We start from the raw sequence: 13630 nt of genomic DNA, 5'->3' as shown, positions 1-13630 counted from the left end.
TGCCGGTCACGGGCCGGGCGAGGTCAGGCCCAGTAGCGGCCGTCGAGCATGCGCTCGATCGTGGCCCGGTGCATGACCAGGTCGTCGGGGTCCTCGGGCTCGGGCTGCTCGCCGAAGCGCACCCGCCGCCGCCAGACCCGGCCCATGATGACCCCGTGCCGCAGCGCCGCGTACATCTCGTAGAACCGCAGGTCGCGCGGCTCGTACCCGGTCATCTCGGCGTACTGCGCGCAGACGTCGGACGGGCGCATGAAGTCCGGCAGGCCGGGCAGGCCCAGGGCCTCGGCGATGTCCTGGAAGAACCGGTGCAGGAAGGTCATCCAGGCCAGGTCCACCTCGCGCGGCGCCAGCGCGGCCATCTCCCAGTCCAGCACGGCGGCCGGGCGGAAGTCGCGGTAGATGACGTTCCCGATGCGCGCGTCGCCCCAGTTCAGCACCGCCGTACCGGGGTCCTCCGGCCAGTGGTCCTCCAGCCAGGCGAAGGCGCGCTCCAGGACCGGGATGGGCCGCTCGGCGTGCGCCCACCGGTAGTAGGCGCGCTGCTCGTCCACGTGGCGGCGCAGCGCGTGGTCGGCCGGGCCGAGGAAGGCCAGCTCCCCGTCGGCGTACGGCGCGTCGTGCAGGCGGGCGAGGATGGCCACGGACTCGCGCTGGAGGAGCGCGCGCTCGGCGGGGGAGGCGTCGAGCAGCCAGCCCTCGAAGGTGTACGGCAGCACGTCGGGCGGGACGAGGCCGCGCTCGCGCTCCATCACGAAGAACGGCGTGCCCAGGTGGCGCGGGTCGGTCTCGAACCACAGCGCGCGCGGCGCGGGCACCCCCGCCCGCTCGCGCGCCAGCCGCATCAGCCGGAACTGCCTCCCCAGGTCGTAGGCCGGGAAGACCGGCACGGCCTCCTCGGCGGGGGCGAGCCGGGCCACGCACTCCACGGTGCGCGGGGTCCCCGCCTCGGTCCAGGAGGCGGTGAACATGAGCGTCTCGCTGGACATCCCGTTGCCGCCGGGCTGTTCCGGCTCGGACACCGTGACGCCGCTCGCGCCGGGCAGCCGGCCCCGCAGCCAGTCCTCGACCTGACCGCGCAGGACCGACAGATCCCGCGTGCTCGTCCGGAGCCGTTCCTCGCCTGGCGCGCTCATGGGGACCTCCGCTCACGGGACCTGTGACAGTGGTACACCCCTAGCAAGCGCTTGTCCACGAGGGCTGGACAGTAACGTTGCATGCCTGCTGGCCGTACAGTTAGCGGGACCTCATGGTGCTCTTGTCATGGATTTGGGCAGCTTGGGGTACGAGCGTGTATGTGAGACCCATGTTCCTGCGACGTGACCAGATATCTGATGAATTCTTCCCCCGATGGACTTGACCGCCCTCTGCCCGAGGCGGTTCGCCAGCACGTCGTGGAACTGGCCGCCCAGGCCCTGGGCACCCTGCCCGCCGAGCAGCTCCCCGCCACGCTGAAGCCGTTCGCCAGGTTCGAGCCGCGGCGGCGGGCCCGCCTCGCGGCCCCGCACCTGGCCGCCCAGCTCGAAGCCGACAAGGACTTCCGCGAGCGCGTGGCCGAGGCCCTGGAGGCCGGCTCTCCCGAGCTGGTCGCCGCCCTGCGCGAGGGCAGGCTCCCGGCCGCCGCCGACCCGGTCGTGCTCGCCTCCGCCGCCTACCTCGTACGGCCGGCCGGGTGGCAGGACACGGTCGAGGTGGCCCGCGCCGACCTGGACCGGGCGGCGGCGGTCGCCGAGGGCAACGCGGCGGAGGAGGCCGCGGCCCGGCTGCGCGAGCAGCTCGCCGCCGCCAAGGCCGCGCTGAAGGAGGACACCGAACGGCTGCGCGAGCAGCTTCGGTCGGCCCGGGCCGAGAACGCCGAGCTGCGCCGCAAGCTGCACGAGGCCCGCGAGCGGGCGCGCGCGGCGGAGCGCGACCGGGAGGACCTGCTCCAGCAGGTCACCGCCGAGCGGGCCGCGGCGGCCACCGCCGCCGGGGCGACCGAGTCGGAGCTGCGGCGGCTGCGCGAGCGGCTGGCCGACGCCGAGCGGCAACTGGAGTCCGGCCGCAGGGTCGCCCGCGGGGAGCGCTCGCTGGAGGACGCCCGGCTGCGCGTGCTGCTCGACACGCTCCAGGAGGCCGCCGCCGGCCTGCGGCGCGAGCTGGCCCTGCCCACGAGCATCACGCGGCCCGCGGACAGCGTGGAGGCGATCTCGCCCGAGTCGCCGGGCGTGCGCGGCATCCCGGCCCGGGCGCTGTCCGACGACGACCCGGCGCTGCTGGACCAGCTCCTCGCCCTGCCCCAGGTCCACCTCATCGTGGACGGCTACAACGTGACCAAGACGGGGTACCCCCACCTGACCCTCGCCGACCAGCGCGCCCGCCTGCTGACCGGGCTGTCGGCGCTGGCCACCCAGATCCGCGCCGAGGTCACGTGCGTGTGGGACGGCGCCGAGCTGGGCGCCCCCGTGTCCGTCCCGGCCCCGCGCGGCGTCCGCGTGCGCTTCAGCGCCCCCGGCCAGACCGCCGACGACCTCATCCGCGAGCTCGTCCGCGCCGAGCCCCAGGGCCGCCCGGTCGTGGTCTTCTCCGCCGACCGCGAGGTCGCCGACTCCGTCCGCCGCGACGGCGCCCGCCCCGTCCCCTCCACCCTCCTCCTGAAACGGCTGAGCCGCGCCTGATCCCCGCCGCGCCGCGAAATGTCGGTGGGGCCTCGTAACGTCCGGGAGTGATGACGCCGCGTTACCGAGGAGGAGCGATGGTCATCGACTGTGCCCGGTGTGAGCTGCGCGACCTGGGCTGCGGCGACTGCGTCGTGCCCGTGGTGCTGACCTTCGGCCGGCGGCCGTTCGAGCTGGGGGAGGGGGAGCTGCGGGCGCTGGACGCGCTGGCCGAGGTGGGCATGGTGCCCCCGCTGCGGCTGGCGCTGCCCGAGGCGCGGGCCTCGTAGCGCCACCCTCTCGTGTCGCCGTGACGGCGCCCGGGCTCCGCGGTGGTCCGGGCCGGTCAGGATAAGTCCGGCGGATCAGGGCGAATCGCTTGCTGGGACCTTGTCCCTTCAGTACTGTCTCGCCCCAGGTCTGTTGTTTCGCGCCATCTGTCGATGTCGATGGTCGCGCAGGCGACATGTACGAGAGGGAGCGTTCGTCCCAGTGGCATTCCGCGGCGCCCACCGTCTGTTCCACCGCGCCCGGGGCGGGCTCGCCGCCCGAGCGCTGGTCGGGCTCGGGCTGGCCGCCGCCCTGGTGATCCCCGCCGGAGCGGCAGGAGCAGAGCCCAAGCCGACGATCAAGCAGGTCAAGGCCAAGCTGGAGAAGCTCAACGACCAGGTCGACGTGCTCGTCGACCGCTACAACGCCGCCAACTCCAAATGGAAGTCCGCCAAGGCCAAGGCGGACAAGATCGGCAAGAGGCTGGCGGCCGAGGAGGAGCGCGCGGAGGCCTTCCGCGCCCAGGCGGTCACGCTGGCCGTCTCGGCGTATCAGGGCGGCGCGGTCCTCACCATGCCCGGGCTCGTCGTGGGCGGCGACCCCGAGGCCATGCTCGGGTCGGCGGCGACGCTGACCCACCTGTCCGACGGGCGCGCGGCGTCCGTGGCCGCCTACGAGGAGGCCCTGAAGGGTCTGCGCGAGCAGCGCGAGGAGGCCCAGGCGGCCCTCAAGACCGCGGCGGAGGCGCGCAGGGAGCTCGGCGGGCAGAAGGCCACCGTCGAGCGCGCCATCAAGGAGCAGCTCAAGCTGCTCCGCAAGCTGGGCCCGCTCAACCCCGGGGACCCGAACAGCCCCGGCCAGAAGTACACCGGGCCCGCCTCGGGCAACGCCAGGGCCGCGCTGGACTTCGCCTACGCGCAGATCGGCAAGCCCTACCGCTACGGCGGCACCGGCCCCGACTCCTGGGACTGCTCCGGCCTCACTCAGGCGTCCTGGGCCAAGGGCGGCGTCTCCCTGCCCCGCACCACCACCCAGCAGTGGGCCTGGGGCGCGTCCCGCCGCGTCCCCATGGACGCGCTGGAGCCCGGCGACCTGCTCTTCAACAAGGGCCTGGGCCACGTGGGCATGTACGCCGGCGACGGCAAGATGGTCCACGCCCCGCGCACCGGCGACGTCGTGAAGGTCGTCACCCTCTCCCAGTACGGCATGGGCCGCTTCCTCGGCGCCATCCGCCCCTGAGCCCCCGCGAGGCCCGCCGTACGGCTCCCGCGTGAGCCGTACGGCCCTTCGCGTGCCGCTTCCGGCTCGCGGGGGGTCTCCTGGGCCTGGGGGCCCGCGTCGCGCGTCCCGGCACTCAAGCACTCCCGGCACTCTCTAAGCACTCTCAGCGCGCGTCAGCACTCTCAGCGGGCGTCAGGGCTCTCCGCGCGGCGGGGCTCCCCGCGGGCCCCGCCGCGACGGCCTCCCGCTCCGCCCTGCGACCCGCCTGCGGGCCGCCCCGCTCCGCCGTACGGCAGGGCGGGGCTCCGCCGTTCCCGCGCGGGGCGCTGACCGGCCCTGATCCGGTGCCGGACCGGCCCTGATCCGGGTCCGGCGGGTGGAGGCGGGGCGAGGGATCCGGGGCGGTGGAGAAGCCCCGCGTTTCAGGTTCCGCGGAAAATGTGAGCTGGTTCACATCGTGAAAGGGAACCCGCTGCACAGGAGGGTGCGGCATCGTAGGTCCGCGATCTTAAAGGTGATCGTTCTTTGCCTTCGCTTTTGCCCTTCCTTGATCACATCTGTACGTTATGGCACCCAGCGAACCACATCTGAATAAGGAGTCACCCGCGGCACGCGGCGGTGCGAGCCGGAGGCCGCCCGGGTGACCTGCCGAGTCCGTGCAGTCAGGAGGCACGGAGCCGGGGACCCACCATGCACCTGGGGTGAATCGACGCGTCGCGTCGTAGGGCGCCTTCCCTGCCCGAACCCGTCAGCTAACCCGGTAGGCGTAAGCGGAAGAACAAAGGATTCGTTCTGTCTACCTCGCGTGAAACCCCCCAGTCCCGCCGTGCCCGCTTCGTGCTGGGCGGCGCAGCGCTCAGTCTGACGGTCTCGGGAGGTGTCGCCCTCCTCGGGATCTCCCCCGCGCAGGCCAAGGCCCCCGCTCCCGCCACGGCCGCCACCGAGTCCGTGGTCACCGGGTCCGTCCCGCCCCCGACCGTGTGGTCGTACACCGGCGCCGAGGCCCCCGCCAAGCCGGCCGAGCAGTCCAAGAAGCCGGCCGCCGCGCCCGCCAAGAAGCCGGCGGCCAAGAAGAAGCTCAGCCGGGCCGCCAAGCAGCGCGCCAAGGCCGCCAAGGCCGTCCGCTCGGCCTACGCCCAGATCGGCGACCCGTACCGGTACGGCGCCAGCGGCCCCAACGCCTTCGACTGCTCCGGCCTGGCGCAGTACGTCTGGCGCAAGGCCGGGGTCAAGCTCCCCCGGACCACCTACGCCCAGCACCGCGGCGTCAAGAAGAAGGTCTCCTGGAAGAACCTCCAGCCCGGCGACCTGATGTTCTTCCGCGGTGACGGCCACGTCGGCATCTACGTGGGCAAGGGCTACTACATCCACTCGCCCAGCTCCGGCAAGAAGGTGCGCAAGGAGAAGCTGGGCGGTTACCGCAAGCGCAGCTTCAACGGCGCGGTCCGCCCGGGCTACTGACAGGCCCGCGGGCACGCCCCGCGCCCGGCGCTCCTCCGCGCCGCCTCCAGGAGCCCGCGGACCCGGTCCGTGAAACGGCCCCGCTTCCCCGCTCGGGAAGCGGGGCCGTTCTGGCTACCATCGGTGTTCATGGAACGGCGGCGCGCGCTCGTGATCGGCATGCTCACGGCGCTGATCGTGCTCCCCGCGGCGGGCGCCCCGAAGGCCCCGGCGCTGGCCGGCACGCCCCGGCCCGAGGCCGCCCCCGTGGCCGTCCGCCGCGCCGCGGACCCCGGCCCCCGGTTCGACCCCCCGCACGCCGTGCCGCCCCCGGCGCCGGCGACGGCCCCCGGAGCCGCCGAGGAGGCCCTGCGGGCGTACACCGCGGCGGGAGGGCCGCGCCCGGCGGTGGTGACCACCGCGCGGGCCGTCCTGGTCGGCGAGCCGGAGTCGCTGCTGCGCGAGATCGCGGCCGAGGTCGAGCCGGGCATCGACGCGGTGAGCCGCGTGTGGGGCGAGTGGCCCCGGCGGGTCGTGCTGTTCCTCGCCCGCGACCGGGACCACGCCTCGGCCCTGGCCGGGACCCAGGCGGGGGAGTTCGCGGCGATCGCCTCGGGCGGGGACCGCGTCGTCCTCGCCCCCGGCCCGTTCGGGCGGCTGTCCCCGGCCGGGCGGCGCGTGGTGCTGCGGCACGAATTGGCCCACGTCGCCACCCGCGCGGCCAACACGCCGTCGCTGCCCGGCTGGTTGCTGGAGGGGTTCGCCGACTACGTCGGATACCGTGACGCGGGTATCCCGGTGCCGGTCGCCGCCCGCGAGCTCGCCGAGGAGGTGCGGGCGGGCCGGTCGCCGGAGCGGCTGCCCGGGCGCGCGGCGTTCGAGGCGCACGCCGCACGGCTGCCCCAGGCGTACGAGGAGGCGTGGCTCGCGTGCAGGATGATCGCCGACAGGTGGGGGGAGACGGTGCTGGTCAGGCTGTACGGCCAGATGGCCCGGGACCCCTCGGAGACGACGCTGCGGAGGGTGCTGGGGATCGGCACCCCGGAGCTCACCCGGCTGTGGCGGGAGCACCTGACGGCGACCCTGTGGTGAGCCGGCGCGACCGCGCGGTCGCGCTCGGGGCGCTGGCGGCGCTGGTGGCCCTGCTGGCCGCGGTGGTGGCCTGGACGACGCCCTGGCGCGCCCTGCCCGCGGACGCGCCAGGGGTGACGCCCGACCCGGCGCGGGACTTCTCGGCGGCGGAGCTGGCGCGCTCGGCGGCGTTCGACGCGGCGATCAGTCCCCCGGCGTACATCTCGCTGGGGCTGTCCCTGGTGCTCGCGCTCGTCCTGGTGCTGACGCCGGTCGGGGCGCGGGTGCTGGCCCGGCTGCGCGGGCCCCGGCCCGTCCGCGTGGTGACCGGCACCTTCCTGGTGGCGGCGGTGTCGGAGGTGCTGACGATCCCGCTCGGCGTGTGGTCGGAGATAGAGCAGCGCGCCTTCGGCCTGTCCACGCAGACCTGGTGGAGCTGGTCGATCGACCGGTTCAAGAACTTCGTGGTGGGCACGCTGCTGACCGCGCTCCTGGTGCTGGCCGTGGTCGCGCTCGCGCGGCGGTTCCCCCGGAGGTGGTGGCTGCCGGCGGCGCTGGGCGGGTTCGCGTTCACGCTGGCGGTCTCGTTCGTCTACCCGGTGGTCGTGGAGCCGGTGTTCAACGAGTTCCGGCCCATGCCGGCCTCCGCCCTGCGCGACGACCTGCTCAAGCTGGCGCGGACCGACGGCGTGCCGGTGACCGACGTGCTGGTGGCCGACGCCTCCCGCCGGACGACCGCGCTCAACGCCTACGTGTCCGGCTTCGGGGCGACGCGCCGCATCGTCGTCTACGACACGCTGCTCAAGAGCGCCTCGCCCGCCGAGATCCGGCTGATCGCGGCGCACGAGCTGGGGCACGCCAAGCGCGGCGACGTGCTCTACGGCACGCTCGTGGGCGGCCTGGGCGTCGCCTGCGGGGCCTGCCTGCTGTACCTGCTGACGACCTCGCCGCGGCTGCGCCGCCGTACGGCGCTGCGGGCCGGGGCGGGGGATCCGCGCGCGGCGGCGCTCCTGGTGGGGCTGATCACGCTCGGGACCACGCTGGGCGGCCCGGCGCAGAACCTCGTCAGCCGGGCCATCGAGGCGCGGGCCGACGCGCACGCGCTGGGCCTCACCCGCGACCCGCGCACGTTCGTCGCGATGCAGCGCAGGCTGGCGACGAGCAACCTGTCCGACCTGTCCCCGAATATGATCGAATATGCGGTCTATTCCTCGCATCCCACGGCCGCGCAGCGCATCGCCGCGGCGCGTTCGTGGGCACGCCTGCACAAGCTGCCGGAGCCGTGATCAAGACTCTCTTCGTCACCAACGACTTCCCGCCCCGGCCCGGCGGCATCCAGGCCTTCGTGCACGCCCTGGCCGTACGGCGCCCGCCGGGGTCGGTCGTGGTGTACGCCCCGGCGTGGGAGGGGGCGGCCCGGTTCGACGCGGCGCAGCCGTACCCCGTGATCCGGCACTCGTCCTCGCTGATGGTGCCGGTGCCGTCGGTGCGGCGGCGCGCGGCCGAGATCGCGCGGGCGGAGGGCTGTGACGGGGTGGTCTTCGGCGCGGCGGCCCCGCTGGGCCTGCTCGCGCCCTCGCTCCCGGTGAGCCGCCGCCTGGGCCTCACCCACGGCCACGAGGCCTCCTGGGCGTCCCTGCCGCTGTCCCGGGGGCTCCTGCGGCGCATCGGCGACGGCGTGGACGTGCTGACCTATCTGGGCGAGTACACCCGGGCGCGGCTGGCGCGGGCGCTGTCCCCGCGGGCGGCGGCCCGGCTGACGCGACTGGCCCCCGGGGTGGACACCGGCGTGTTCCGGCCCGGCTGCGGCGGCGCGGAGGTGCGGGCGCGGCTGGGGCTGGCGGACCGGCCGGTGGTGGTGTGCGTGTCCCGGCTGGTGCCGCGCAAGGGCCAGGACACGCTGCTGCGAGCCTGGCCGCGGGTGCTGCAGGCGGTGCCGGACGCGGCGTTGCTGCTGGTCGGCGGCGGGCCGTACCGCCCGTCGCTGGAGCGCCTGGCGTCCTCCCTCGGCGTGACCGCGTCGGTGCGGTTCACCGGCCCGGTGCCGTGGGAGGAACTGCCCGCGCACTTCGACGCCGGGGACGTGTTCGCCATGCCGTGCCGCACCCGCCTGGGCGGGATCGACGTGGAGGGCCTGGGCATCGTCTACCTGGAGGCGTCCGCCTGCGGCCTGCCGGTGGTCGCGGGGGACTCCGGCGGCGCCCCCGACGCCGTGATCCCGGGCGAGACGGGCCTCGTGGTGGAGGGGGCCTCCCCGCCCGCGGTCGCCCGCGCCCTGACCGGCCTGCTCGGGGACCCCGGCCGCGCCCGCGCGATGGGCGCCCGGGGCCGCGCCTGGATCGAGGCCGAGTGGGACTGGGACCTGGTCGCCGCCCGCTTCGCCGGCCTGCTGACCGCCCACCCCACCGGCGACCGCCCCGCCTGACCCGGCCGCTCGTCCCCGCCCGGCTTCCGCGCGGCTTTCGCGCGTCCCCGTCCGGCCGTGTGCCCGGCTCCCGCTCGGAGCCGCTCGCGTCATCCCGGCTCCCGTCCGCCTCCGCGCGGCCTCGGCCCCTCCCCGCCGGACGCCCCGGGTGCCCAAAACCGCAGGATCGGCGCGAAGGGGGAGGGGCCGGCGGGGCCTCGCGGCGGGGTGGGAGGGAGAGAAGGGGCGGGGTGTTGCCGGGGGCAACGAGAAGTGTCAGGGTGATTACCGATAGTGAGAGGAAGACGTTCGGCCCGAGAGAGTAGGCACCCCCCATGCAGGCTTTCGTGTTGCCCGACTTCTACCTGCCGTATCCCGCCCGCCTCAACCCCCACGTGGAGCGGGCCCGCGAGCACAGCTCCGCCTGGGCCCGCGAGATGGGGATGCTGGACACCCCCAAGCCCGGCGGCGGCCTGGTCTGGGATCAGGAGGCGCTCGACCGGATGGACTACGCGCTCATGTGCGCCTACACCCATCCCGACTGCGACGGCCCCACCCTGGACCTGATCACCGACTGGTACGTCTGGGTGTTCTTCTTCGACGACCACTTCCTGGAGCTGTTCAAGTACTCCCGGGACCTGGCCGGGGCGCGGGCCCACCTGGACCGGCTGGAGTCGTTCATGACCGAGGAGGGCGAGGAGCCCCCCGAACCCCGCAACCCCGCCGAGGCCGGGCTCAGGGACCTGTGGGCGCGCACGGTCCCGGCGATGTCGGCGGACTGGCGGCGGCGGTTCCGGCGCAGCACGCGCAACCTGATGGTCGAGTCGATGTGGGAGCTGGACAACATCGACCGGGGCCGGATCGCCAACCCCATCGAATACGTCCAGATGCGGCGCCGCGTCGGCGGCGCCCCCTGGTCGGCCAACCTGGTCGAGTACGCCGTGGGCGGGGAGGTCCCCGCGTCCCTGGCCGGCACGCGCCCGCTGGAGGTGCTGACCGACACCTTCTCCGACGCCGTCCACCTGCGCAACGACCTGTTCTCCTACGAGCGGGAGGTGCGCCAGGAGGGCGAGAACTCCAACGCCGTGCTGGTCTTCGAGACGTTCTTCGGCTGCCCCACCCAGGAGGCCGCCGAGCTGGTCAACGACCTGCTCACCTCGCGGCTTCAGCAGTTCGAGCACACCGCGCTGACCGAGGTGCCCGCGCTGCTCGCCGAGCGCGCCGCCCCGCCCGGCGAGGCCGCGGCCGCGGCCGTGACGGCGTACGCCAAGGGCCTGCAGGACTGGCAGGCCGGCGGCCACGAGTGGCACGCGCGCTCCAGCCGGTACATGAACCAGGGGATCATCCCCAGCGCCTCGCCGGAGGTCGTGCTGGGCGGCCCGACGGGGCTGGGCACCTCCGCCGCCGTGATCACCCCGGGCCGGCTCGGCCTGGAGCGGCGGCTGCGGCAGCACGCCTTCGTGCCGTTCCGGCCGGTGGGCCACCTGCCGCCGGGCGAGCCGCTCATGCCGTACCCCATCCGCATGAGCCCCCACCTCGGGGCCGCGCGGGAGCACTGCGTGGAGTGGGCGCGGGAGATGGGCATGTTCGACGCGGTGCCCGGCATGGAGCTGGGCGGCGTCTGGGACGAGCGGCGCATGCGGGAGATCGACCTCGCGCACTGCGCGGCCATGATCCACCCGGACGCCGACCCGGCGGGGCTGAACCTGTCGGCCGACTGGCTGACCTGGGGCACCTACGGCGACGACTTCTACCCGGTGGTCTTCGGCGCCACGCGGGACCTGGCCGCGGCCAAGGCCTGCACCGACCGGCTGCCCGCCTTCATGCCGCTGGACGCCGGGGAGACCCCCGTCCCGGCCAACGCGATCGAGCGCGGCCTGGCCGACCTGTGGCGGCGTACGGCGGGGCCGATGCCCGAGGGGGCGCGGCGGCGCTTCCGCGCGGCGGTGGAGACGATGACCGAGAGCTGGCTGTGGGAGCTGGCCAACCAGGCGGCCAACCGGATCCCGGACCCGATCGACTACGTCGAGATGCGCCGCCGCACGTTCGGCTCGGACATGACCATGGGGCTGGCCCGGCTGGCGCACTGGGACGAGGTGCCCGAGGAGCTGTACCTCACGCGCACGATGCGGGAGCTGGAGACGGCGGCCCAGGACTACGCCTGCTTCACCAACGACCTGTTCTCCTACCAGAAGGAGATCGAGTTCGAGGGCGAGATGCACAACCTGGTGCTGGTGATCGAGAACTTCCTCGGCGTGGACCGCTGGCGGGCCCGTGACGTGGTGGCGGACCTGATGACGGCGCGCATGCGGCAGTTCCAGCACATCGTGGCCGAGGAGCTGCCCGCGATGTTCGACGAGCACGACCTCGACCCGTCCGTGCGCGAGATCCTCACCCGGCACGCCGAGCGGCTGAAGAACTGGATGTCGGGGATCCTGGAGTGGCACCGCAGGTGCGCCCGCTACACCGAGGCCGCGCTCCGCCGCGACCGGGAGGGCCTGCTCACGCGCCCCTCCGGCCTCGGCACCTCCGCCGCCCGCCTCGCCCCGGCCGTCTCCCGCGCCTGAGCCGGCCGCCGGCGCGAGCCGTACGGCCACGCCGGCGCTACGGCACGGCCGGCGCTACGTCACGGCAGGGTACGGCGCGGTACGGCGCGGTATGGCAGGGGGCGGCGCGGCTGGGGCACGGCGCGGTACGGCGGGGCGCGGCGCGGCTGGGGCGCGGCGCGGAGCCGTACGGGCGGCGCGGGGAGGCCGGGACGTGACGGGACCCGGCGCGGGTGAGCGCGCCGGGCCCGGGGTCAGTGCTGGTAGAGGGCGTCGATCTCGGCGGCGAAGTCGCGGAGCACGATGTTGCGCTTGATCTTGAGGGTCGGGGTGAGGTGGCCGCTCTCCTCGGTCAGGTCGGTGTCGAGGATCTCGAACTTCTTGATCGACTCGGCCCGGGAGACCGTGGTGTTGGCCTTGTCCACCGCGCCCTGGATCTCGGCCAGGAGCTCGGGGTCGCGGCGGAGCTCGCTCACCCCGCCGCTCTTGCCGTGCTGGGCCTTCCAGGGTTCGAGGGCCTCGGGGTCCAGCGTGATCAGGGCGGCGACGAACGGCCGGTTCTCGCCCACCACCATGCACTGGCCGATGAGCGGGTGGGAGCGCAGGCTGTCCTCCAGCGGCGCGGGCGCGACGTTCTTGCCCGCCGCCGTGACGATGATCTCCTTCTTGCGGCCGGTGATGCGGATGAAGCCCTCGTCGTCGATCTCGCCCAGGTCGCCGGTGTGGAACCAGCCCTCGTCGTCGATCGCCTCGGCCGTGGCCTGGTCGTTGTTCCAGTAGCCGTCGAACACGTGCCGGCCGCGGATCAGCACCTCGCCGTCGTCGCCGACGCGGGCGGCGACGCCCGGCAGCGGGCGGCCGACGGTGCCGACCTTGTTGCGCTCGGGGGTGTTCACCGAGGACGGCGCGGAGGTCTCCGTCAGGCCCCAGCCCTCGTAGATCTCGATGCCGACGCCGCGGAAGAAGTGGCCCAGCCGGTCGCCCAGCGCGGAGCCGCCGGAGATCGCGTGGGTGAGCCGGCCGCCGGTGGCCGCCCGGAGCTTGGCGTAGACGAGCTTGTCGAACACGGCGTGCTTGATCCGCAGCCCGAGGCCGGGCCGGCCGCCGTCGAGGGCCTTGCTGTAGGCGATGGCGGTGTCCGCCGCGATGTGGAAGATCTTGCCCTTGCCGTCGGCGATGGCCTTCTGCTCGGCCCCGTTGTGCACCTTCTCGAAGACGCGCGGCACGCCGAGCAGGAACGTGGGCCCGAACGCCTGCAGGTCGGGCACGACGTCCTTCATGTTGGGCGTGTGGCCGAGCACGATGCCGCCCTCGACGCAGGCGACCTGGATTATCCGCGCGAAGACGTGGGCCAGCGGCAGGAACAGCAGCGTGGAGCGGCCCTCGCCCTCGGCCAGGACCTTGCTGAGCCCGCCGAACACCGTGTTGCGCACGATGAACAGGATGTTGTCGTGGGTCAGCCGGCAGCCCTTGGGCCGCCCGGTGGTGCCGGAGGTGTAGATGATGGAGGCCAGGTCCGAGGCGGTGCGGGAGCGGCGGCGCTCGCGCAGCGTCTCGTCGGACACGCCCGTGCCGCGCGCGGACAGGTCGTCGACCGCGCCGGCCTCGATCTCCCACAGGTCCTTCAGGTCGGGCACGGCCTCGCGCACGGTGGCGGCGACCGCGGACCCCTCGGCGAAGACCGCGCGGGCGCCGGAGTCGGTGACGATCCAGCGCACCTGGTCGGCGGAGGACGTCTCGTAGATCGGCACGGTGACCGCCCCGGCGGACCAGATCGCGTAGTCGACGAGGGTCCACTCGTAGCGGGTGCGCGACATCAGCGCCACGCGGTCGCCGGGCTCCACCCCGGCGGCGATCAGGCCCTTGGCCAGCGCGGCGACCTGGTCGCGGAACTCGCCGACCGTGACGGTGGTCCAGCCCGCGGCCGTCTTGCGGCGGAAGCCCACCGCGTCCGCCTCCGTCTCGGCGCGATCGAACACCGCGTCGGTGAGGTTCGCGGACTCGGCGACGTCCACCATGAGGGGGACGCTGTATTCGCGCACGGT

General features: G+C 74.2%; 10 protein-coding genes and 1 riboswitch. Of the genes, 8 read left to right on the top strand and 2 right to left on the bottom strand.

Annotated features, from left to right (window positions below):
- Positions 1-23: 23 nt before the first annotated feature.
- A complete protein-coding gene (locus D5H75_RS20535) occupies positions 24-1133 on the bottom strand; it encodes a phosphotransferase family protein (protein WP_119928103.1) in 1110 nt (369 codons plus the stop codon).
- 183 nt (positions 1134-1316) lie between these two features.
- Here D5H75_RS20535 and D5H75_RS20530 point away from each other — a divergent pair, with 183 nt between their 5' ends.
- The 8 genes from D5H75_RS20530 (at position 1317) to D5H75_RS20495 (ending at position 11606) form a co-directional block, all read left to right on the top strand.
- Positions 1317-2654 carry an NYN domain-containing protein gene (locus D5H75_RS20530; RefSeq protein ID WP_242454389.1) on the top strand — a complete coding sequence of 446 codons (1338 nt, stop codon included), beginning with the start codon at positions 1317-1319 and terminating at the stop codon, positions 2652-2654.
- 77 nt (positions 2655-2731) lie between these two features.
- On the top strand, positions 2732-2923 hold the full coding sequence (locus D5H75_RS20525; protein ID WP_202638332.1) for a hypothetical protein: 192 nt from the start codon (positions 2732-2734) through the stop codon (positions 2921-2923).
- 202 nt (positions 2924-3125) lie between these two features.
- Positions 3126-4142, top strand: a complete 1017-nt coding sequence (locus D5H75_RS20520; protein ID WP_242454388.1) for a C40 family peptidase — start codon at positions 3126-3128, stop codon at positions 4140-4142.
- Positions 4143-4760: 618 nt separating this feature from the next.
- A riboswitch (cyclic di-AMP (ydaO/yuaA leader) is annotated at positions 4761-4906 on the top strand.
- 55 nt (positions 4907-4961) lie between these two features.
- Complete coding sequence (locus D5H75_RS20515) at positions 4962-5585, top strand: C40 family peptidase (RefSeq protein WP_242454387.1); 624 nt, start codon at positions 4962-4964, stop codon at positions 5583-5585.
- A 129-nt stretch (positions 5586-5714) separates the two neighbouring features.
- Positions 5715-6656, top strand: a complete 942-nt coding sequence (locus tag D5H75_RS20510; protein WP_147425226.1) for a hypothetical protein — start codon at positions 5715-5717, stop codon at positions 6654-6656.
- On the top strand, positions 6653-7921 hold the full coding sequence (locus D5H75_RS20505; protein WP_242454386.1) for a M48 family metallopeptidase: 1269 nt from the start codon (positions 6653-6655) through the stop codon (positions 7919-7921). The genes D5H75_RS20510 and D5H75_RS20505 overlap by 4 nt, the downstream gene beginning before the upstream one ends.
- Positions 7918-9060, top strand: a complete 1143-nt coding sequence (locus D5H75_RS20500; RefSeq protein ID WP_119928098.1) for a glycosyltransferase family 4 protein — start codon at positions 7918-7920, stop codon at positions 9058-9060. The genes D5H75_RS20505 and D5H75_RS20500 overlap by 4 nt, the downstream gene beginning before the upstream one ends.
- Positions 9061-9374: 314 nt before the next feature.
- Positions 9375-11606 carry a terpene synthase family protein gene (locus D5H75_RS20495; protein WP_119928097.1) on the top strand — a complete coding sequence of 744 codons (2232 nt, stop codon included), beginning with the start codon at positions 9375-9377 and terminating at the stop codon, positions 11604-11606.
- A 233-nt stretch (positions 11607-11839) separates the two neighbouring features.
- On the opposite strand, the gene D5H75_RS20490 is transcribed toward D5H75_RS20495, so the two are convergent.
- A complete protein-coding gene (locus tag D5H75_RS20490) occupies positions 11840-13627 on the bottom strand; it encodes an AMP-dependent synthetase/ligase (RefSeq protein WP_119928096.1) in 1788 nt (595 codons plus the stop codon).
- Positions 13628-13630 lie beyond the last annotated feature (3 nt).

It is taken from the genome of Bailinhaonella thermotolerans (genome assembly GCF_003594875.1).
Taxonomy (GTDB): domain Bacteria; phylum Actinomycetota; class Actinomycetes; order Streptosporangiales; family Streptosporangiaceae; genus Bailinhaonella; species Bailinhaonella thermotolerans.
The sequence above is the reverse complement of the archived record's forward strand: the minus strand, read 5'-3'. Positions and strand labels throughout refer to the sequence as shown.